This window comes from Fodinibius sp. AD559 (genome assembly GCF_052712805.1).
Genome location: NZ_JBQPVW010000001.1, coordinates 227,038 through 249,316, shown reverse-complemented (window position 1 = coordinate 249,316; position 22,279 = coordinate 227,038). Strand labels below are relative to the sequence as shown.

21 protein-coding genes are annotated in these 22,279 nt (G+C 42.1%); 5 read left to right on the top strand and 16 right to left on the bottom strand.

Translation table 11 applies throughout. From position 1 onward, the window contains the following. Positions 1-39 precede the first annotated feature (39 nt). From rimM to rplS, 3 genes are read left to right on the top strand one after another with little or no spacing between them, the layout of a single operon-like run. Positions 40-579, top strand: coding sequence for a ribosome maturation factor RimM (gene rimM / locus ACQ4LT_RS01165; protein WP_445664167.1), 540 nt, complete (start codon positions 40-42; stop codon positions 577-579). A 4-nt stretch (positions 580-583) separates the two neighbouring features. After that, entirely contained in the window at positions 584-1,279 is a 696-nt protein-coding gene (gene trmD, locus ACQ4LT_RS01160) for a tRNA (guanosine(37)-N1)-methyltransferase TrmD (RefSeq protein WP_445664544.1), read from the top strand. Positions 1,280-1,291: 12 nt separating this feature from the next. Further along, positions 1,292-1,723: a 50S ribosomal protein L19 gene (rplS, locus tag ACQ4LT_RS01155; protein WP_445664166.1), complete on the top strand. Its 432-nt coding sequence runs from the start codon at positions 1,292-1,294 to the stop codon at positions 1,721-1,723. Between the two features lie 283 nt (positions 1,724-2,006). Here the strand turns inward: rplS and ACQ4LT_RS01150 are convergent, their stop codons facing one another. Further along, a complete protein-coding gene (locus ACQ4LT_RS01150; protein WP_445664165.1) occupies positions 2,007-2,558 on the bottom strand; it encodes a class I SAM-dependent methyltransferase in 552 nt (183 codons plus the stop codon). A gap of 69 nt (positions 2,559-2,627) precedes the next feature. Then, positions 2,628-4,679 (bottom strand): excinuclease ABC subunit UvrB, encoded by a 2,052-nt coding sequence (gene uvrB / locus ACQ4LT_RS01145; RefSeq protein ID WP_445664164.1) that lies wholly within the window; start codon positions 4,677-4,679, stop codon positions 2,628-2,630. 324 nt (positions 4,680-5,003) lie between these two features. Between uvrB and tyrA the strand changes: the two genes are divergently transcribed. After that, positions 5,004-6,137 (top strand): bifunctional chorismate mutase/prephenate dehydrogenase, encoded by a 1,134-nt coding sequence (gene tyrA, locus ACQ4LT_RS01140; RefSeq protein ID WP_445664163.1) that lies wholly within the window; start codon positions 5,004-5,006, stop codon positions 6,135-6,137. Here tyrA and ACQ4LT_RS01135 read toward each other — a convergent pair. The 7 genes from ACQ4LT_RS01135 to ACQ4LT_RS01105 all read right to left on the bottom strand — a co-directional run bounded on the left by ACQ4LT_RS01135 (position 6,109) and on the right by ACQ4LT_RS01105 (position 14,536). After that, entirely contained in the window at positions 6,109-7,266 is a 1,158-nt protein-coding gene (locus ACQ4LT_RS01135; RefSeq protein WP_445664162.1) for a hybrid sensor histidine kinase/response regulator, read from the bottom strand. The genes tyrA and ACQ4LT_RS01135 overlap by 29 nt on opposite strands. Positions 7,267-7,317: 51 nt before the next feature. Beyond that, positions 7,318-9,585: a PAS domain S-box protein gene (locus ACQ4LT_RS01130; protein ID WP_445664161.1), complete on the bottom strand. Its 2,268-nt coding sequence runs from the start codon at positions 9,583-9,585 to the stop codon at positions 7,318-7,320. Between the two features lie 136 nt (positions 9,586-9,721). Next, positions 9,722-10,390, bottom strand: coding sequence for a nitroreductase family protein (locus ACQ4LT_RS01125; RefSeq protein ID WP_445664160.1), 669 nt, complete (start codon positions 10,388-10,390; stop codon positions 9,722-9,724). A gap of 13 nt (positions 10,391-10,403) precedes the next feature. After that, positions 10,404-10,937: a DUF3267 domain-containing protein gene (locus ACQ4LT_RS01120; RefSeq protein ID WP_445664159.1), complete on the bottom strand. Its 534-nt coding sequence runs from the start codon at positions 10,935-10,937 to the stop codon at positions 10,404-10,406. A gap of 136 nt (positions 10,938-11,073) precedes the next feature. Continuing rightward, positions 11,074-13,287 (bottom strand): hypothetical protein, encoded by a 2,214-nt coding sequence (locus ACQ4LT_RS01115; protein ID WP_445664158.1) that lies wholly within the window; start codon positions 13,285-13,287, stop codon positions 11,074-11,076. A 21-nt stretch (positions 13,288-13,308) separates the two neighbouring features. After that, entirely contained in the window at positions 13,309-13,683 is a 375-nt protein-coding gene (locus tag ACQ4LT_RS01110) for a DoxX family protein (protein ID WP_445664157.1), read from the bottom strand. A 1-nt stretch (position 13,684) separates the two neighbouring features. Continuing rightward, on the bottom strand, positions 13,685-14,536 hold the full coding sequence (locus ACQ4LT_RS01105; protein ID WP_445664156.1) for a proline dehydrogenase family protein: 852 nt from the start codon (positions 14,534-14,536) through the stop codon (positions 13,685-13,687). A 173-nt stretch (positions 14,537-14,709) separates the two neighbouring features. Between ACQ4LT_RS01105 and ACQ4LT_RS01100 the strand changes: the two genes are divergently transcribed. Then, positions 14,710-15,681, top strand: coding sequence for a DUF4097 family beta strand repeat-containing protein (locus ACQ4LT_RS01100; RefSeq protein WP_445664155.1), 972 nt, complete (start codon positions 14,710-14,712; stop codon positions 15,679-15,681). Positions 15,682-15,725: 44 nt separating this feature from the next. Here the strand turns inward: ACQ4LT_RS01100 and ACQ4LT_RS01095 are convergent, their stop codons facing one another. The 7 genes from ACQ4LT_RS01095 to ACQ4LT_RS01065 all read right to left on the bottom strand — a co-directional run bounded on the left by ACQ4LT_RS01095 (position 15,726) and on the right by ACQ4LT_RS01065 (position 22,106). Next, positions 15,726-16,730, bottom strand: coding sequence for a curlin repeat-containing protein (locus ACQ4LT_RS01095; RefSeq protein WP_445664154.1), 1,005 nt, complete (start codon positions 16,728-16,730; stop codon positions 15,726-15,728). 57 nt (positions 16,731-16,787) lie between these two features. After that, on the bottom strand, positions 16,788-17,426 hold the full coding sequence (locus ACQ4LT_RS01090; RefSeq protein WP_445664153.1) for a carboxypeptidase regulatory-like domain-containing protein: 639 nt from the start codon (positions 17,424-17,426) through the stop codon (positions 16,788-16,790). 31 nt (positions 17,427-17,457) lie between these two features. After that, positions 17,458-18,048: a curlin repeat-containing protein gene (locus ACQ4LT_RS01085; protein ID WP_445664152.1), complete on the bottom strand. Its 591-nt coding sequence runs from the start codon at positions 18,046-18,048 to the stop codon at positions 17,458-17,460. A 64-nt stretch (positions 18,049-18,112) separates the two neighbouring features. Further along, a complete protein-coding gene (locus ACQ4LT_RS01080) occupies positions 18,113-19,483 on the bottom strand; it encodes a CsgG/HfaB family protein (RefSeq protein ID WP_445664151.1) in 1,371 nt (456 codons plus the stop codon). Positions 19,484-19,645: 162 nt separating this feature from the next. Then, on the bottom strand, positions 19,646-20,539 hold the full coding sequence (locus tag ACQ4LT_RS01075) for a hypothetical protein (protein WP_445664150.1): 894 nt from the start codon (positions 20,537-20,539) through the stop codon (positions 19,646-19,648). Between the two features lie 365 nt (positions 20,540-20,904). After that, entirely contained in the window at positions 20,905-21,363 is a 459-nt protein-coding gene (locus ACQ4LT_RS01070) for a curli production assembly/transport component CsgF (RefSeq protein WP_445664149.1), read from the bottom strand. A 2-nt stretch (positions 21,364-21,365) separates the two neighbouring features. Beyond that, on the bottom strand, positions 21,366-22,106 hold the full coding sequence (locus ACQ4LT_RS01065) for a CsgE family curli-type amyloid fiber assembly protein (RefSeq protein ID WP_445664148.1): 741 nt from the start codon (positions 22,104-22,106) through the stop codon (positions 21,366-21,368). Between the last annotated feature and the right edge of the window lie 173 nt (positions 22,107-22,279).

Sequence of the window (22,279 nt, the reverse complement as noted above, 5' to 3'; positions counted from 1 at the left end):
TAGATACCATCTTTAAGATGGAGTCTATCAGCAGAACAGATGCTGGAACCAATTGAAAACCAGTACAAAAAGATCGGGTATATTTCCCGATCGCACGGCGTACAGGGAGAAGTATTAATCATTCCCGACGTTTACGCGCCAACACTTTTTGATGCTCTTGACCTGGTACGTATTGAAACGGCCAGAGGGGATTTAGTCCCCGCTCGTATTGAGTCGGTTCGGGTGCAAGAAAAACACAACCGGCTTTCGTTCTTTGTAAAATTTGAACACGTAACGGATCGCACGCAGGCCGAGAACCTCAAAAACTCTTCGGTCTTTGCCGATCGCGAAATCGTTGAATCACTGCTTGATACGGATGCACGGCCACTGGATCTGACATCCTTTGCAATAATAAGCGATGAACAATCCATTGGTGAAGTAGAAGAAATGCTGGAGAACCCGGCACATCCGATACTTCAAGTAGTCACAGACAAACAAGAGCAGTTGCTCATCCCACTTGTAGATGAGTATATTGCCGATATTGATGAGGAATCAAAGCAAATTCAATGCAAAAATCTGGAACAACTGAAAGGTATATAGCATGATGCGCATTGATATTATATCGGCCGTTCCGCAGCTCTTGGAGAGCCCGCTGAAGCATAGTATTGTGGGCAACGCTCAGGATGAAGGATTGGTTGAAATCCATAGCCATGATCTGCGTGACTATACCGAGGACAAGCATAACAAGGTCGACGATTATCCCTATGGCGGCGGTGCCGGCATGGTGTTAACACCACAGCCGATTTTTTCTTGCATTGAACACCTACAAAGCCAGCGGGATTATGATGAAATTATTTTTACGGCTCCAAACGGCAAGCCGTTTAAACAGGAAGACGCCAACAGGCTGTCGACCGATAAAAACCTCATTTTTCTATGCGGTCACTACAAAGGTGTCGATCAGCGTGTAATAGATTCATTAATCACCAAGACATACAGCATTGGCGATTATGTACTTTCGGGCGGTGAACTGCCGGCTCTTGTGATGGTTGATTCCATTGTACGGGTTTTGCCCGGTGTTTTAGGCGACTCTGAAAGTGCGCTAACGGACTCTTTCCAAAATGAGAACTTGCTGGAAGGACCTGTTTATACGCGTCCCGCTGAATTTAAGGGGCTGGAAGTGCCAAAAGTGCTGCGATCAGGTGATCATCAAAAAGTGAAGGAATGGCGACATCAACAGTCGCTTGAGCGTACGAAGGAAGTACGTCCGGATATTTACAAGAAATTTCGAAACGAACAGTAGTAAGGTAACATTATGGATAAGTTAAAATTAGCAGAACAGACATTAATTGACGATGAGTATCCCGAGTTTAAAACCGGTGATACTGTTATTGTTCACTATCGCGTTCGCGAAGGCGACAAGGAGCGAATCCAGAAGTTTGAAGGACTCGTGATTTCTCGCCGCGGAACCGGTGCCAACCAGACATTTATGGTTCGTAAAATTTCCGCAGGGAATATCGGTGTTGAGCGTATTTTTCCGCTCCACTCTCCTTTTGTAGCCAAAATTGAGCTGAAGCGACAAGGTGATATTAAACGCTCCAAGCTCTATTATCTGCGCGACAGACAAGGAAAATCTGCCCGTATTAAAGAGAAAGATCAGAACCGAGATGAGGTTCGTGAACTGAACCGTGAGGCAGAAGCAAAAGCTGCTGCCAAAAAAGCACAAAACGCTGACGAAGAAGAGTAAGCTTTCTTCGTCTTGGTGTTTATTTTTATTAGTCTGATCTACAGATAAACAGATTGAAATTAGGAAGTCATTCTATTCCTGTAGTGGGATGGAATGGCTTTTTTATTTGTTTCCCAATAGAGCTTCTTGCCAAATAGCTTCTACTATCTGTAAACAAAGATCTCTCACTACGTTCGAGATGACACATGATTTTAATATTAAGTAATCGTCATTTCAATCTGCGAGAGAAACCTATATTTAATACGAATTAAATGAAGGGGTTAGCAAATCGCTCTTCGCAAATCTATTCCTTCATAGCCTCATAAACGGTCATAGGTGGAATATTTCGCCACTCCCAAGAGGTTTTTACGTCGCCAAAGGTATCCCGAAGGGGATCTTCGAGATGCCCTGATGTTTGGTAGGCCAAGAACTCTCCGCCATCGCGCAAGAGCTTATAACTTTGGTCGAGTATAGACGATTTGACTTCTGTATCCAAAAAAGAAAAAGGGATACCTGAAATAATAAAATCTACTTGCCCATTAATATTCTCGGGCAATAATTCGGTTACATATTCTACGCTCTGATTGTAGAACATGGTCCGAGGATCATCGATCTGTTGCAGTTTCTCAAACAAGTTCTCGTTGGTTTCAAAGAGATGCAGTTGAGAATTGGGGGTCATATGATCAAGCAAATAATGGGCAAATACGCCCGCACCGGCACCATATTCTACTATGGTGATATCTTGCGAAAAGTCGATGGGCCGACAGACCGTACGCACGCAAAAGCGTGAAGTGGGCGTCACCGAAGCAACATCTTTGTCTTTAAAAAAACTTTTGAGGTATGCTAACGTACTCATATTTGGGTATTGGTTAATTGTTATTGGTTATTAGAACTTCCAATCAACTAAGAACCAATAACTGATAAATTAATCTAATTCATTTTCTAATTGTTCTATTTGATCCCGAATACGAGCCGCTTCCTCGAACTCCATATTCTGCGCGGCCGTGTACATTGAGTCACGAAGATATTCCAAAAACTCTTCTTTGTCATCGAAAGTAACTTCGTTCATCGCAGGATTGGCCTTGTACTTAATACCATCGTCAGCCACTTTCACCACTTCAAGCGGATCCTCTTCGTCCCCATCCCGATCATCCAGATCAAAGTCTTTGTTAGAAATAAGCGCTGGATCGACCAGTGGCTTGAGTTCTTTTTCAATCGTTTTAGGCGTGATGCCGTGCTCTTCGTTAAATTCTTTCTGAATCTTACGACGACGCTCAGTTTCGTCGATTACCGTCTGCATGCTGTCTGTAATCTTATCAGCGTACATGATCGCTTTCCCATCGACGTTTCGCGCCGCACGACCAATTATCTGAAATAGGGATGTTTCTGATCGTAGAAATCCTTCTTTGTCGGCATCCAAAATGGCTACCAAACTGAGCTCGGGAATATCGATCCCCTCCCGCAGCAGGTTAATACCTACAAGCACGTCGAAGTCGCCACGACGGAATTTAAAGAGCACTTCTACCCGCTCCATGGCATTAAGCTCGCTGTGCATATAAGCAGCTGAAATACCAACGCTTTTGAGATATTCGCTGAGCTCTTCACTCAATCGCTTAGTTAGCGTAATGCATAGCACACGGTCTCCTTTGGCAACGCGCTCCTGAATTTGCTCCAGCAGATCGTCAATCTGATTATCCACGGGACGTACTTCAATTTCGGGCTCCATAAGTCCGGTCGGACGCACAATCTGTTCAACAAATACGCCTCCGCTTTTTTCAAGCTCATAGTCACTTGGGGTAGCACTCACAAAAATAGCCTGGTTCGTAACCTCTTCCCATTCCTCAAAAGTAAGTGGACGGTTGTCCATAGCTGATGGCAGTCTAAAGCCATTCTCTACCAACTCAATCTTACGGGATCGGTCTCCACCGTACATCGCCGAAATCTGAGGTACGGTCTGATGACTCTCATCCACAACGAGCAAAAAGTCATCCGGGAAATAATCGAACAAGCAATACGGACGTTCCCCCGGCTTTCGGTTACTTAGGTAACGGGAATAATTTTCAATACCAGAACAGTATCCAATCTCCTGCATCATCTCAATATCGAAGAGTGTTCGCTGCTCCAGTCGTTTGGCCTCCAGATGTTTTCCCTCATCGTTAAGAGTCCCTATGCGCCAGTGCAACTCATCCCGAATTTGCTCAATCGCTTCCTGAAGTCGATCTTCGGTGGTTACATAGTGTGATGCGGGAAAAATTCGAAACTCATCTACCGTATCCAGCACATCTCCACTTTCCGGCTCAACGATCTCCATCTTTTCGATTTCATCGCCCCAAAAGTGAATACGGAGTCCATGTTCGGCATAGGCCGGATAGAGATCTACAACATCCCCGCGCACCCGAAACGTCCCGCGCTCAAATTCGCGATCATTCCGCGTATAGTGCAGATCTACAAGATCGTAAAGCAATTTGTTTCTCGGGACTTCCGTGCCCGTTTCCAAGTTAATAATCAGTTTTTCATACTCAGACGGTGATCCAATACCGTAAATACAACTCACTGATGAAACAATAATTACATCGCGGCGCCCGGAAAGCAATGAGCTGGTGGCCCGGAGCCGAAGTCGCTGGATTTCATCGTTAATTGACAGATCCTTTTCGATGTATTTATCCTGCGAGGAAAGATAAGCTTCCGGCTGATAGTAATCATAATAGGAGATGAAAAACTCAACACGGTTATCCGGGAAAAAATCACTGAGCTCGCGATACAGCTGTGCGGCCAGTGTTTTATTGTGACTCATCACCAGCGTTGGCTTTTCAACCTCGTCAATCACGCCAGATACCGTTCGGGTTTTTCCCGAGCCCGTAATACCAAGCAGGGTCTGGTATTTATCACCGTTTTCAACACCTTCCACCAACTGTTCAATAGCTTCGGGTTGGTCTCCGGCCGGTGGCCAGGGAGATTGTAAATCAAAATGGGACATGTATTTTACTTAATTCTTAGATTTAAACCCTCGAGGTTTCAAAAAGGGCCAAAAAATTACACATGAATAACTTCTGTCAAACCCCAAGGGGTTTACTTGATTTCTATTCACATTTTTATAAAACGAAAACAGCGCTAAATCATTCTGTTAAAATCCCATATTTTTCGGGGAATTAACAGTAAAGCTTCTATTTAATTTCCAACCGCCAACTCGTTGTTAAATCTATCGATAAATTTATTTCATGCTCAATAAATTTGTATTTTAGCCCGCTCCAGCTGCTGAAATAAGTTCAGTACCATATTGTAGTTTACAGATCAATAGTTTATGACTCCAAAAGAAAAGAAACTTGGTCCACAACGTAATCGTATTGATGAAATAGATTCTAAGCTCTTGGAGCTTCTGGCCGAGCGGCGAGGGATTGTGCACGAAGTTATCGACAAAAAAATAAAAAATCAGTTGCCAATTTTCGCTCCCAAACGGGAAGACGAAAAAACGGAAAAATTTCGCAAAATGGCCGCCGATCATGATCTCGACCCCGACTGGGCCGAGGATTTTTTGCGAATGATTATGGCTTCTTCGCGTGCCAGTCAATCTTCGAACGAGTTTCCACGAGCTACCGAAGACCCAAAACACATACTTATTGTCGGAGCCAAGGGGGGCATGGGAAGTTTATATGCACGCATTATCGAGCAAACCGGTCATAACGTTTATAAGATCGATAAACACAACTGGCACGAACTCGAAGAAATTGTACCTAAGCTTGATCTGGCTATCGTTTCTGTTCCTATTAATGTAACCGTGGATGTCATTGAGCGATTAGCGCCCAAACTTAATAATAATACCATCCTCGCTGACTTTACCAGCAATAAAACTGATCCTATAGAGGCTATGAAGCAGGCGCATGACGGACCTGTTTTGGGATTACACCCCATGCACGGGCCCGACGTTGATAACCTCTCCAAACAGCTGATGGTTGCTTGTCCGGTACGAAATGCCGAGGCTTCGCAGTGGGTTATTGAACAATCCAAATTATGGGGCATGCGCGTAGTTGAAGCCGACGCCGAAAAGCATGATCACGTGATGCACATGGTACAGGGTCTGCGGCACTTTGTAGCGCTCACACACGGATCTTTCATGAAAACCTACGACCTGAAACCGCAGGATATTCTGGATTATTCTTCGCCTATCTACCGCGCCGAGTTGATGATGACGGGACGTATTTTTGCCCAGAGTGCCGAACTGTATGCTGATATCGTTTTTGCCAACGAAGAGCGTCGGGAGCTACTGCTTAACTTTATTGAACACAACGAAAAGCTGGCCCAGATGGTCAAAAATGATGACAAGAAAGGATTTATTAAAGAGTTTGAGTCAGTAACTGATTTCTTTGGCAAATTTGCCTCACAAGCGCTAAAGGAAAGCGGATACCTTATCAATCGACTGGCAGATCGTTTTGCTTAGTACTTTTTTTAGGTATAGTAACCCTGAATTCAGATCCCTTACCCGGCTCGCTTTCAACAGTTAGTTCTCCATTATGCATCTTCACAAACTCCTTGCAAAGTAGTAATCCCAAGCCAGTCCCTTTTTCATTATCAGTTCCTTCCCTTTTGGGACGTTTTTCAGGATTAAAAATATTCTGCCGTACTTCTTCAGGCATTCCCATTCCTTCATCCCTGACGGTGACGCTTCTTATGTCATCCGTAGAATCGACCTGAATGAATATGCGGCCTTCAGAATCAGAAAATTTAATAGCATTAGATATTAGGTTCCTAAAAACTGTAGAAATCATCTGTCTATCAGCTTCTATCATTGTATTCTCCGATTCAAATTCAATATCAACCTGCTTTTTTCTTGCCTTTACTTCATAGAGCCCAATGCTTTCCTCAATACATTCTGAAAGCGAAAATTTTGTGGAATCTAAATCTAAAAGATCTGTCTGCATGCGAGTCCACATCAGAAGATTTTCCAGTATTTGATTTGCTGCATGTGAAGATTGATAAATCAGAGAAATATTTTCCTTTATATCTTTATCTACCTCATGCCGGGCAATGTCCTCTTGCAGGATATCCGCGATACCCGAAATTCCAAACAGTGCACCCTTCAAATCGTGGGCAATAATTGAGTAGAGCTTATCTTTCGTTTCTGACAGTTGCTGAAGCTCTTGCTGCTGCTGAACAATTTGATCCCGGGCTTTCTTTAAGCTTAGGTGCGTATCGATGCGCGCCAGCAATTCTCCACTATTAAACGGCTTTGTTACATAATCGGCCCCACCGAGATTTAATCCCTTAATTATATCCTCCTCTTCGGATCGGGCCGTTAAAAAGATCACCGGAATTTCTTCAAGTTTATTATCCGCTTTCAGCTCTTGGCATACCTCATATCCCGATTTTTCAGGCATCATTATATCCAATAAGATCAAATCCGGCATATGCTTTTTCGCTGCTCTTACTACTTGGTCGCCCTTGGTAACCGCGACAACCTGATACCCCTTATTATCCAAAATTTTACCAAGCAACTGGATATTCTTTGGAACATCATCAACAATCAGAATTAAAGAATCGCCATTTTTTTTGTTGTCAGTATTTTTCATAAGCCACTCCCTAAATTAGAAATGGATAATACAATCCATATGAACTTCAAACTACTTTTTAAGATCTTCAATCAGCTGAGGATATTTATTAGTTGCCAAATTCCGTATTTGCTCGATATCAAATAAATCAATTGCCGATTCAAGATTATTATTAAATTGAACGAGTTGCTCCGCCGCAAATCTTTCTTCGATAGTTCTCATTTTTTTGAGTAATTCCCTGTATTGATCCATCATTATCGAATCCGTATCCAATGCTGCAACAATACCGGAAATATCACCTTTCAATTTTTTAAGCAGTTTCTCTTTTTTCTCTTTACTGATGGCTTGACCGGAGGATTTTTTCATCTTTTCCCCATCTTTTTTCAAGTTCAGTTTTTTATCTCCCCCCTCCTGTAAACCGACATATTTTGCCAGCTCCTGTAAAATCTGAGAGCGGTTAACTGGTTTCCTAAGATATCCGTCAAACCAATCCTCCCCCTTTGCCTCATTATGAAAATCAAAGGCAGAAGCAGTCAGCGCAACGATAGGCAGTGATTTCCTCTGTTGTTTTATCTGGCTCATCGCTTCGATCCCATCCATCTGAGCCATTTTGATATCCATGAAAATAAGATCCAGATTTTCTTTAGAGGCTATATCCACAGCTTCAACTCCATTTTGGGCTTCCAAAACCTCTATAGGATATTCTTTCAAAAACTCAGTAACCAGTCTGCGATTCAGCTGTATATCATCGACAATAAGAATTCTTCCTTTTTTCAGGGATATATCATAATCTTTATCTGTATCCTCCTGTTCCTCCTCCAGCATGGTGGCAATGGAAACATCAGGAATAAAAACAGTGAAAGTGCTGCCTCCATCCTTTTCGCTCTCTACCTCAATAGAACCGTTCATAAGCTTCGCAAGTCGACTGGAGATTGCCAGCCCCAAACCGGTACCACCAAATTCGTCTGATATGGAATAATCTTCCTGTTCGAATTCACGGAATATCGCTTCCTGCTTGTCTTCAGATATACCCTTGCCCGTATCTTTAATATATACTTCCAAGTTTATCCGGCTTTCAATTTCATTAAGCTCTTCTGATCGCACTCCAATTTCAACAAATCCCTGCTGAGTAAATTTTACCGCATTCCCAACAAGATTAAGTAATATCTGGCGAAGTTTCGTCTCATCCATCAGCAAAGAAGCGGGTAAATCATCATCAATATTCAGGCGCATTTGCAATCCCTTGTCTCCAGCCTTTAGCGAAAACATACTTTGAATCTCATCCAGGACACGCTCAACATCAATCGGCCGGATATCAACACCCTTTTTGCCCGCTTCTATTTTCGAAAGATCCAATACATCATTGATCAGCTTCAGCAGATTTTGCCCGCTCTTGCGAATATTTTCGACATATTCTTTCTCAAGATCGCTGTCCACCAATTCCTTCATCATATCAGCAAATCCCAGAATGGAATTCATCGGAGTTCGGATTTCATGACTCATATTCGCGATAAACTGGCTCTTAGCCCTATTCGCTTCTTCTGCTTTTTCTTTTGCATCAGTAAGCTCCCGTTCTAACTCTTTGCGCTCATTAATATCCCTGCCAATGATATACAGCAGACCGGATTCTTCATCAAAGGTTGCGGTCCAAGCCACCCAGCAAAGAGTGCCGTCTTTGCGTCGTAAACGGTTTTCAAAATCTACTACCACCTCCTGTTCACCGGTAGCTAACTTTTCGATCTCCTTCATCGTCGGCTCGACATCATCAGGATGAATTAATTCGGTGAACGGATCGCTCAACAGTTTCTCTTCGGAATATCCCAACACTTCTTCAAAATGGGAATTGATCTCTTTAAAATAACCATCGGGAGTAGCCGTACACATTAGATTAAGGGGCAGGGAATAAAATTTCTGGATTTCCCGGTCAGACTCCTTGCGTTCAGCTATATCTCTAACCACTCCCAGATAACCGACCACTTTTCCGCTGTCATTTTTTATTTTCTTCAAAACGGTTTCGGCATCAAGAATACCTCCATCTTTCTTTTTATAGCGGGTTTCGAAGGTTACAGAACCATTATTTGAATTATCGAAAAAAGATTTATCATCTCTCTTTTCAAAATCCGCTGGATTTACATGGAAGTGCTTTACCGATTCCCCTATTAATTCCGACGCCTTATATCCCAGTATCCTTTCCGCTACCTTATTTACGCCCACGATATTAAAATCAAGATCTTCTACAACAACAATATCAGGAAAGGAATCCAAAATATAGTCGAGGGGGGCCCCTTTTTTAGATAAAAAATGTACTAAGTCAGTATCTAAATCTTCTTCCCATTTCATACAAATACATTTTGAACCAAATTTACCTAATAAACAATATATTAAAAATTTCTAACATTATTTTAGGTGCGGGCAACTTTATATGGCATTTCATTATAGCTGAGGGGCTTTTTTTAGAAACCATAACGTTTTCTATTTAAAGAAAACTGGCAATTTCTTCGAGTGACTTCTTTGAAATATCCGGTACTTTCACATCCTCTTTAGGATATCCGACTACCAACAACAAAAACGGTCGCTCATTCTCGGGCCGATCTAAAATATCATTCAGGAAACCCATAGGGCTGGGTGTATGGGTAAGGGATGCCAGACCCGCTTTGTGAATAGCTGTTATTAATATCCCCGTTGCAATTCCAACCGATTCTTTAACATAGTAATGCTTTTCCTTTTCACCGTTCTCTTTGATACCATAACGCTGTGAAAATATAGCAATAAGATAGGGTGCCTCTTCCAGAAAGGGTTTATCAGCATCAGTACCAAGCGGAGCCAACGCCTCCAGCCATTCATCTGTAGCTCTGTTCTCGTAAAATTCTCGCTCCTCCTCTTCCGCAGCCTCACGAATTTCCTTTTTAACTTCGGGATTACTGACAACCGCAAAATGCCACGGTTGTTTATTCGCTCCATTCGGCGCTGTTCCGGCTGCTCGAATACAATCTTTAATTATTTCTTTCGGCACTTCTCGGTTCGAAAAGTCCCGCACCGTCCTTCGTCGTTTCATATCCCCATAAAAAGATCGAGCACGCTCACGCATCTCTTCAACGGGATACTCTTTGTAATCCGAATGTTCAATAAATTTATTTTCACTCATGATGTTCAAACTTTCATTCGAGAACCTTACAACCAACAAGATCAGAATGGTCCTGCACCTTCTTGCCCGACTTAACATTCCGCAACAACCATAAAATTAATATATCACCACTGGCAGCAAGAGTAAAAAAGAAGCCAAACCCCAGCAGCCATCCATTTCGAAAGATAAGCGCAAGCAGATAGGGAACAATACCTAACACAATACCCGGCATAGCCACGCCCCAGCGATAATTACTTACTTCCACCGGCTCGGGACAGTGTACATAAGGCGTTAGTACTTTCCATTTAAAACCAAAATGAATCTTTTTCCAGGGAATATCATCGAGCCACCACCAGCTTACTGCATGAATAAATTCATGTACCGTAATCCCTATAAAAATTATAATCAAAAAGAACAATGGATTGCCAAGTCCCTGAATGATATCTAATCCAAAAGACGACCACCCGTAAAGTAATCCATAGGGTACATAATATCCGACAATAATGGGGATATAGACCAGCAATGAATACATGTTCGCCTCTAAAAAAGATAGCGTATATTTTTTCATATGCTTTTACTACTTCAGTGTTGACTCGTTTGCTGTCCAATATTAAAAAACCATACACAGAAAACTTATCGCCAATACGGTTCTTATTACTTTGTTCTTTTTAGGATGTTTTAGTTAACGCCAAATTAGTAAAGTTTTAATCATAGTTTCCAACACCTTTTTCAGTTTCCAAGAATTGCATCCACTTCACCTCCCTTTGCAGTCGCTCCTGATAACGGTTACGCAGTTGCAACTCCTTTAACTGCTCTATAAACTGCTCAGCCAGATCCACTTTATTTCGATATGCCAAGTGATGAATTAGTTGCTGATAATCATCAAAGTATTTTGGATCCAGCGATTCCTTCAATAATTGATTAGCGTACTGTCCCATCTTCTGCCACTGTTCCTGTTCGATTGCCCTGCGTATACTTCGAACCTTTGTCCGGTGAAGGGCTTCATCAAACGAAGCAGAATCAGGCAAATTATTGTTATACGTCATCTGTCGATAAATCTGCCATTGACGGCGATCTTTTCGCGTTACCAGAGCAGCTTTTAGGAGAGAATCAGGATTTTCTTCAAACAACTTCTGTCCTTTTAATAAATATTTATCCGCCTCCTCCCAATTTCCGGTCATGGCAAAAGCATCTGCATACAGCAACTGCAAATCTACGGTTGTATCGCGAAGGGAAGCCTCTTCTTGAACTTTTTGAGGTTGACCACTTATCAAATTTTGATAGCTCCACTCGGTCTTTATCGGCTCTGCGCTATCCGCTTCAACTAAGGCCTGGTCTAAAAATTGCAACGCCCGTGCTGTATCTCTGTTCGCCAGTGAGAAGCGATAGTTATCATACGCAGTAGCAAAATCAGACACTACATGCGGACATTCTTTTTCAAACAGCGATCGCATCCCAAAAATACGCCGCGCAACCTGTTGATCGATAGAATCCGCTTCAACGGTGTCCAACACAGCATGCCATTCATTTGCCAATGTCTGCCAGTCCGTTTGATACGAGTCTTGTAAATTTCCAGTCCCATATGCTTTCTTTAAATATTCTATAGGATAATTCTGCATCAGAAACCATACAAACGATCCGCTTGTGGTATAGTTCACGCCCGAACGCCCGCCGTAAAAGCCCCAAAACGAAAACGCCTTTTGCAATTCTTCTGCAGTAGGATACGGCTTTTCGGATACCACCATTTGATGTATCGTTGAAGTCGATGAGGAACCTCCGTCAATAGCTACGGCAATGCCCTCAATCAAACCGATACTCCAGCTGGCGTTAAACCAGTTGCCAAACTGTTTGGCCATCACATGCACCAGCTCGTGTTTTAAGCTGTTAGCAATTTGCTCCTTGGCAATATGCAGTTGATCCTGCTCCAGCCATACCGGCACATAGCTGGTAAACTTGGCACCTACCAACTGCTTTTTCTGCCAGGGATGTCCGTATAAATAGCTTTCGATTTTATTAGTTGTATCTCTCTCAGGCAGTACAAGCTGACTGGAAATCTGATCAAAATAGAACTCGTGCTCTTTCGCCAGTAAATCGATTTCGTAATCACTGTAAAGACGCTGATCGTAATACAGTTCAAAATGCTCGGTGGACTGATGCCCACCCAAAACCTTTTGAAGATGAGATCGCGGAGAGTTAACACCAAACTCGGTTAATTGCGTATAACTAATCAAAATCGCGACCATCGAAAACCCCACAATCCATCTTGTATATCGCTCTTTATCCAAAACCGGAATGTGCCAGAGAAGGATAGCCCACAACAACGTCAGCATGCGAAAAAAGACGGTTACTCCATTTACTTTCACGACCTCATCATAAATCGGTCCCGGCCAGCCACCCCACACGTGATTAAAAAAATACACCTGAGGATAAGTCAACAATTCAATCAACAGAATACCAACGCCAACAAATAATAGAATGCCAACCGTTACCACCTTCGCATATGGTATTTTTAAACTGCGGGTTAGTCGACCGATAGCATATCCGAAGAACACGCTGGGCAGGGGAAATAGTAACCAGAATGCCAGTCCGTGAATACTGAAACAGCCCGTAAATAAAGCATTTACAAGTAATGGCAAACCAACCAAAAACAGGTAGCCGGTAATTCTAAGGGCAGCATAAAAATCTCTTTCTGTTGATTGGCTGCTTGCATAGATTCCGGCCCAAAAACATCCCACTAAAGAAACAAGTATAGCTGACTCGATGTGAAAATCACCAACCAGTGGGATAAAAAGTAGGGCAATCCCAGCAATGACGGGTATATAAAGTGTCTGCCACTTATGTGTTGTCCAGCTATTCATAAAACTTAATGTAAGGGGCAGAAGTGAAATGGCAAAAGTGAAACAGAACAGTCGTTTCACTTTTCATGCTTGCTATTTCACTCAACGCAAGCACGCCCAATATACCCAGTAGATCAACAGAAATTGTAACGGAAGCCGGGCAACAGTTACCATGCTGTATAATGAAGTGTATCCTGATTTCTGAACGGATTCGACTGTCATGTTGATATTGGCAGGGAATACGGCAATCAGCAGCAAAATGAGTCCCCAGCCCGCCCATAATTGTGTCTTTTCAAAGAGGATTGCCAATCCACCGAGTATCTCTGCTGCTCCACTAATATACACCATCGAAAGATGATAGGGAATGTAATCCGGCATGATACTGGCAAAAACCTTCGGCTTTACAAAATGGAGTATTCCTGTTAGTAAAAACAGCGCAGCAAGTATATAACGATGAACTTCTGGTGATATCCCCATATTATTTCTGGAATAATGTGGAAAGCACAAACCATATATTTTCTTTTCGCTCCATCAGACGGCGCTTAAAATAAGGGAACCACATCGTACCAAAAGGCACATAAATTCGCGCATTGTATCCATCGGAAACAAATTCTTCCATCGTTCCCTGGCGCAGTCCATAGAGCATCTGAAATTCAAATCGGGATTCTCCAATATCGTTTTCCTCAGTATACTCTTTAGTCCAATTTATCAACTCATCATCATGCGTGGCAATGCGCGGATAAGGGGTTTTTCCCAATAACACTTTCGCGTATTCTTTGAACGCCTCGCGGATGTCATCCATATTTTGTAGGGCGATATCTTTGGGCTCTTTATAAGCCCCCTTGCAAAGCCGCACATCGGCACCCATTTCGGCCAACTCCTCGATGTCTTCTTTAGTACGATGCAGATAGGCCTGAATTACAATACCTACGTGCTTGCCATATTCTTGAAAGGCTTCCTTAAAAATATCGATGGTCATCTGGGTATAATCGGAACCTTCCATATCAATGCGGACAAACTGATCGTTCTCGCGGGCAACATCGAGCAATCTAAACAGGTTATCTTTGCAGTAATTGCGGTCTATATCCAATCCCATCATGGTAAGTTTGATTGATATCGTGCTGTCCAATTCCGACTCATCAATATCATTCAGAAGCTGTATATAGTTTTCGACGGTCTCATCCGCAGTTTGCCGATCTTCTACGTTTTCGCCCAGCAAATCGAGGGTTATCTTTATCCCTTTTTCATTCAGCGCTTTAACTTTCGGTTTAGCCTGATCAAAAGATTCTCCCGCCACAAATCGCTTGGCAAGCACAAATGGTAATTTCATAAATAACTTTCATTTTATCCTATTTCTAAGCTGTCTGAAAATAATGAATTGATAGCAGCTCTCCTACCTCCAAACCCTTTGCTGCCAATTCTATAATTTCTGAAACTCTTTGTGAATTAATATCGTATCACAAAACTGTGATTCTATAAAATAAAATTTAACGAGGAGGACTTATGACTGCCCGAAATATATACATAACCAAGGTTTTACTTGCACTAACCTTTTCACTTATTCTTAGCCTTCTTTTAGTGAGTGCCTCAGTTGCTTCAGCTAACCTTGGGTCACTCGATCAAGATGATCCTTACCGTACAGAAGAATTTAACGTTAATGCTCCCGGAGAGCTTCAAGTTCGTACTTCGGGCGGACATATAACCGTCGAGGGCTCAAAATCTAACTCAGTTCATGTTGAGATGTACGTCCGCAAGGATGGCAAAAATCTTAGCCCAGACGATATCAGCCTTGATCAATGGGAGATTGATATTTCACAATCCGGAAATTCTGTTAAGGCCATTGCTAAGTATAAAAAAAGCAACAGCTGGTCTTCATGGAATAATGAACGCCCGTCTATTTCATTTGTGGTATTTGTCCCAAAGGAGATGAGTACTGACCTCAAAACAAGCGGCGGTCATATTGATTCCAAGAACCTTGAAGGAGATCAAACCATTACCACAAGCGGCGGGCATTTAAACTTGGCAAATCTAAAAGGTGTAATTCAAGCCAAAACCTCAGGCGGACATATTGACCTGGCTGATATTGAAGGTGATTTAAATGTTCGAACGAGTGGGGGACACATTAGTGCTAACAACGTGGCCGGAACACTACAAGCTAAAACCAGCGGGGGACATATAAAACTTTCAGATATTAGCGGAAGCATTAAAGCAGCAACAAGCGGGGGAAACATAACAGCCAATCTTAATACGGTGGATCAATTTGTTGATCTTAAAACCAGTGGTGGAAATGTAAATATCACCATTCCCAAAAACATTGGTGTTGACCTACAATTAAAGGGTTCTTTCGTTCAAGGAACGTTCAATAATTTTTCAGGAGAGATGGAGAATAATGAGGTTGATGGCAAACTAAATGGCGGTGGAGCGAAAGTGTCTGCACGAACTTCTGGCGGAACTGTTTCGCTTTCTTTTAATTAACCAGAATGATCAGAAATTTGAGAAAACTAACAAGACAAATTTACTTAGTTCTGCTCAATACTCACTGTATTTCCCTGACCAGACTGACGAACTTGCGCGGAATTATTACTCCCTTGCTGAGAAATATCAACATTGTTCAAACTACCTTGCTGTACTGTCCTGATCGTATTTGATACACCTATCTGTTGCGACCTGAACAAATTGTAGCTTCCAATCTGCCGGACTTCGTTTTCGGTTCGGTTAAAAGTACCAAAAACGTCTTCTGAATAAATATCTTGTCTTACCCTGTTATATGATCCGTTTTGTGTTACCGACAACCGGGCGTTATATGCATTAAACACATTCTGAATGGTCGTGTTGTAGTTTCCAATTGATGTGACTATAAAATCAGAATAGTAGGTATTATATAATGTCTGACTCAAATAATTACCAATCCCTATCTGGGTAATCATCCGCCTGTTCCCAAAACTTCCTACAATTTCGTCATCAAGCTCATTATTCTGTCCAAGCTCGTAATAGCTTAGGTTATTATTTACTTGAGCAATTCTCGGTGATGACTGCCGATTACTCTGCCGTTTTAAATTAAAATCTATTGCCCCTCCTTGATTATTGACTATCCAGCTGAAACCAATATTATTAGCGAATTCAGGGAGATCAAAAAGTAAATTCCTATCTGATTGCTCTTGTTGAACCAGCTCGGATTCCTTAACACTTTTCTCAGGCTTTTTAAGCTTAATCTTTTCAACCTTTATTCCCGAGGTATTAAGATTTTTTTGAATATTCGGCTTAATAATTTTAGGGGGACGATATAATGGTACCTTCGGTTTAACGCTAGAATCTAAATCGCTTAATGTACCATCCCCCAGCAGGGTACTATCCAAAGAAAGGAAATATATATCCGGGGGGACTACCTGTTGAGATTCCGGAGAAGCAGGAGGAGCAGGATTAATAAATCGTTGCAAATCATGCTTTAGCAAAAACGCCAATGCTACCAGTACAGCAACAGAAACAATTCTATAGAACCAATATTTTTGACGTGAATTTTCCATATCTGAAAAATAACATAGCCACCCCTATTCACACGAAATAGAAATTATCCAGTCTACTTAGTCTGCATATGTGCCGCTTACCACTATAGAATCTATTGTAGTATGATGAACATATTTTGAAAACTCATCTATATTTTTTTCGCCGGCAGAAAGAGCCGTATCCGCTTCTTCCCTGGAATACGTTTCCCCAGAGGTATAGATATCAAAGTAAACTTCGTACCTGTCAATATCGATATCATCACTGCTGTTCGCTACCTCGTACTCCACATCCGCAAATGTGCTGTCGGCGCCCGTGCTGTCAATATTAACCCTTCTCTCATTCCAGGCGGTAACTTTAGCTGTTAAACTTTTCTCCCCGCTTCCACTTTCGGGATCGAGATAAATCTGTGCCGTTGCCGTTTTACCTTCACGCACATTGACACTCACTGTTGTTGACTCAAAGTCGGACTTACTGGCTGTTATATTATAGTTCCCGGTTGTAACTTCATTAAGACTAAAACTCCCGTCCTGATTAGTAACTATAGAGTTTGTGGCCGGAGAAGTAGTAATATTTACCGCGGCAATCCCCTCTTCTGTTTCACTATTCAAGACCTGTCCATCGATATTACCAAAGGTTTCGGGGGTTATCGTTTCTTTGGAACAGCCCCATAGAGCGGTTATACAAAGTACAGCGACAATCGAATTCTTAATATTCATAAAGATACTATCTAAAATAAACCTTAGCTATTTAGTTGTTGCTGATAATTACTGGAACTCTCATCTTGTCTGTTGTGATCTGAATAGCAGGACTACCCGCATTTTTGGGAGTCAAAGTAAACTGGGTTTCATTTCCACCCATCGGTATTTGCGTAGCAGTATATTCCAAACCACTTCCCTTAAAGTCAAAGAAGGTATCTCGATTATTTACCTTTTGATCAAAATCGAGATAATGACTGCTGCCCTGCATATTGATAACAGACCTTAAATTATTTCCATCCTGATTTAAAAATGCCTTATGGTTTGATCCATGTTGAATAATGGCACCGTAAATATTTTCGCCCGTCTGTGTTAAATTTGCCACGTTGTTATCTCCAACCTGTTCGATAATTGCAACATTACCTCCATCGCCAGGAGTATCCTCTCTTTCAATACTTGAAGTCAGAAAATGTCTGATTCCAAATTCTTTCTGGGCTTCATTGTACTCAATACCAGGATTATTAATTTCCTCTACCTTATTTTCAGAAAAAGGACCATCTATATTCTCTTCCTGGGCAAAAGCTGATCCAAATCCAACGAACAGCACCACAAAAACCGTAATTAGTAATTTGCGTAACTTCATAGCGAGCCTCCTTGTGTTTTATGAATATTTTTTACTCAAAATGAGTATTATATTTTCTGATAATTTATTGCAAAAACTTTGGCGAATAACTAACGCCGGTACTTATGTTCCACATCTGATCATGTATTGTTCCCTTGCTTATTCCATCAAGCCCATCCCTTATCAAATAACGATAGTTAAATCCTACATGCACTCCGATTCGTTCTGATATCCGGTAATCCAAGCCCGCTTCGGCCGATACCGTTGGAAAGTATCCCCTATTCGAAAATGTGGGCTTACTGTCATAGGTAATATTTCCGGCACCTATCCCAACAAAGGGCGAAAGCTTTAAATTAGGTGTAAAGTATTTATTAACTGTTACATCAAAGGCCGTATAAGGTCTTGAAAACACCTTTTGTGCTCCCACATTCGACCGTTCCACATTTCCTTTTAGCGAAAGTTGCGGACTAAAAAAGTATTCGGCCTTCAGAGAAGCCCCTATCTCATTGTTAGCTGTAGGATAACTACCTATATGACTGCCAAACAAAAGATTTCCAGAGACATTTAAACCCGTTCGAAATTTTTCATTACTGTTCAACCCAAAATAATTGGTCTGTGCCCGCTGCTCCCACTCTTTTTTCTGCTCAAATTTATCAACATACTGCTTGAATGCGGTCGTATCCCGGGCACTCCAAATTCCCTGTTTTTCACCGTTAATAACCAGCAATTTCACCGCTTCATCAATGGCTTCGGTTACGGCCATCACCGGCGGTTCGTTATAGGTAAATCCCGCTTCAGCTTCGAGCAAACGATTGGTATCGATGTAGCGAAACGCCCCGCTCTGCAGCTCTTGTGATATAATAGATTTGGTTGTGTGCACAGTTTCGAGCACTTTTCCTGTTTTAGTGGAAACAGCCCGTAGATAAATAGTTACCTGATCTTTGCGATATTGACCCGAAGCGCCGGTACCAAGCAGTCGCGCGCCTCCGCCACCGGTAATAACATTCGTATCGTAACCAATAATGCCGCCTTCGAGCAATACGCCGGCAAATAACATGGGCGGCAGCTGCCCGCTTTGGTTATTTTGCTGGCGTGTTTTTTGGATAATCTGTCGCTCATTCAATAGATTCGAAACGCCCGCCCGCTCAATGGGCGTAAACCAACCAGAATCTTCCAGCGACTTAATTAAAATGGACGTTGCACCCTGCGTTACAGCTGTCGACCAGCTTGCCCCGCGTTCAGACGGTTTGTACTGCCCCGTCTGGTCGCGAAACCGATAAACAGCTGCCACTACTTTATTCTGCGGATCGGGCATTTTAGTTAATTCATCATGCACCTTGCTTTGAATACCCGGCTTTACACGCTCGGTTTCCAACGGGTGCAAGGCCGACGTACAGGAGCCAAGCATGAATGCCGCTAAAAATATGCCGCAGATCGTAACTGCTTTACTATGCATCAAATCTGATTAGGTAAAATTGCTATTTGTTCTGTTAAAAATATTTTGCTGCTAAAAGAAAACCGGGAGAGGAATCTTCCATCCTCTCCGGTCGATAATTTTATTTATCATAGTGCTTGACAGGAAAGGCCCCCTTCCCTTTAAAGACACTAAGAGATTTTATTAGTTCTGAGTGATGGTTGCAGTATTACTACCAGATTGCCAAACAGAGGCCGAATGGTTACCACCGGTTTGTGTAACTGTTGCTGTGTTAGCACCATGTTGTTCAAGATCAACAATATGATCGTCACCAGTTTGTGAAATAGTTGCCATATTCCAACCAGATGCATCACTATTATCTGTTTGAATGGCATACTCAACTTCGCTGGCACCATTCTGGAGAATATTCAAATTGTTCATCTCACCTAGCTGAACAAGAGCTTGACCACCTTCAGCATTACCTCGGAAAAAGGTATCATCAGCTCCACTTACCAGTTTACTCTCTGTTCCGGCAGAAGCATCACCGCTCTGGGTAATAGTCATAATGTTATCAGTACCCTCTTGGTAAGCACCGGGACCGTTATGACTGTATTCACCTACACTGTTTTCTCCTAAGCCTTGATTAATGTAGATTTGATTAGTTGCTTCACCTGAACCTGTTGAAACTTGGGCTTCGACATTAGCAATGTCTCCACCTGTTTGGTTTATTGTCAAAAGGTTACCCTCACCGGCTTGATCAGCGTCCCAAACTTTATTTCCAGCAGCTTCACCAGGAGCAAATTGTGCAATATGGATGAAGCCATCATAACTGTTGACTCCACCCTGTCCACCTTGCTCAGGATGCGATTGTACAATGTTACCCTCACCACTCTGGATTATACCGTAGTAGTTACCGGCACCCTTCTGGTTCAGGCCTCGAACTTCATTCGAAACACCATCTTGGTTAACTACAGCTTGGTTCATAGCTGCAGATTGGCCAGCATCATATACTTGGTTAATATCAGCACTATTATCAGTGCCTACTTGATCCACATCAGACGAATTGTTCTGCGCAAATGCCATAGAGCTGGCAAACACAAGAACGAAAAGTAGTGTTGTTAGCTTTTTCATAATAGGTTACCCCTATGTTGTTTTTATTCACATTAATTGAAGATTTAACAAGCCAACTAATTAGTATTCCGTTTATCGGAATAGGATCCGGGAGCTTATGTCCGGATCACATAGGAGCGAACAGTACGGAAGGCAAAAGCCCATTGAAGAAGGGATCACATCTTGTTATATTAAGATGTTTTAACATTCTACAATGGGCGGCATCAGAGGTTCTCCCTTCTCACAACCTTTCGGTTGGAGAAGATCCCTGGTGCTGCCCTCCTTATTTGATTCAGCTCCTAAATTCTTTGTACAATTCCATTTCTAATTCCTTTAGTGTTAATAATTTTACCTTAATTTCCTCCAAAATTACCACCGCTAAAACCGGATGGTATGGTTACAGTCGTCGACTCCCCGGACAAAATATTCTGAATCTGAATACTTACACCGTCCGGTCCGGGATTGACACTGATATTGAACTCTCCAAATTCAAAGTTACTCCGCTCACTCAAATCAATACCTCCTTCACCAAAACGATCTCCAATAATTTGTCTAGTCAATTGTGATAATACCTGTCGTTGCAAAGACTCTTCAAAGTTAGCCAACGGATCTCTGCTGAATCCTCCGCCGCTCTCCTGAAACTTATTCTGCTTATTTGCCGAGTTCATCATCCAGCTGTAGTTTGCGTACGAACCCCCAAATGCGGGGTTTTTCGGTTGGTACACAAAATCCTGCGCTTCAGCCTGACCTGGTGCCAACATCAAACCGGCCAGAACACCTATTGTAAAAAATGTTGTGACTAATCTCTTCATGGTTAATAGCCTGCAAATTCATTTTGGGTTGTTGCGATTCGCTGTAGCCTGCGCTGGCATATCTTCACCGCCTGCTTTGCCGCCTGCTGGGTTTTATAATAGCGCGGCTCTAGGCGATTCTTGAAAACAAGCTGATTATCAATTTCAACCTGTACCATCGTTCCTCGAGAGGGCATGGGCTGTTCCGAAACCGTAATCGTAAAATTTTGCACGTCCTTGGGATCCTCCCAGTGCTTGTAGAACACCGAATAGAAATTACTCCCCATTTTACTGCGTGTTTCATCTAAAATCATTCCCCCAAGCCCCAGCCCCTCATAATCATCTACCTCAGATTCATTCTTCTTTTTTTCCTCTCCTTTTTCAACTAATTCATTAAAGGCTTTCCGGAATTTCTTAAGCTTCTTTTCCTTCTCCTCACGCTCAAATTTTTTGCTCATCGCTAAAACTCTGTCAACGTCATCCGTTGTTACAGTAAGCCGGAAATCTTGAACTATATAGGTGGGAATCTCCAACGTTTGGCCGGGATAGATAAATCGTGGATTTTCAATCTTGTCAGCATTCGCTTTATAGATATCACTCCACCAAGTAAAATTGCCAAATTCAGCAGCAATTCCGTACAACGTATCACCCGGCTTTACCTCATACGTCAATGGGTCCGGATCATATTCTGTATTTCCGAGAAGAAAAAAGCACGAAAGTATAAATACAATACAAGTAGCACACCTTGTGAACCACTGACCCATATTAGTCTACTTACCTAAAACTAAACTTTTCTTTGTCTCTCTTTCTTGACTGCTTCTAATACATCCTAATACTCATGATCTGAGTTTAAAAAATCAACCACTTTAAAAATATCTAATGGTTTTAATAAAGGACTAAATAAGTTTAGCCTTTTAAAAGATTGGACCTTCTTTTT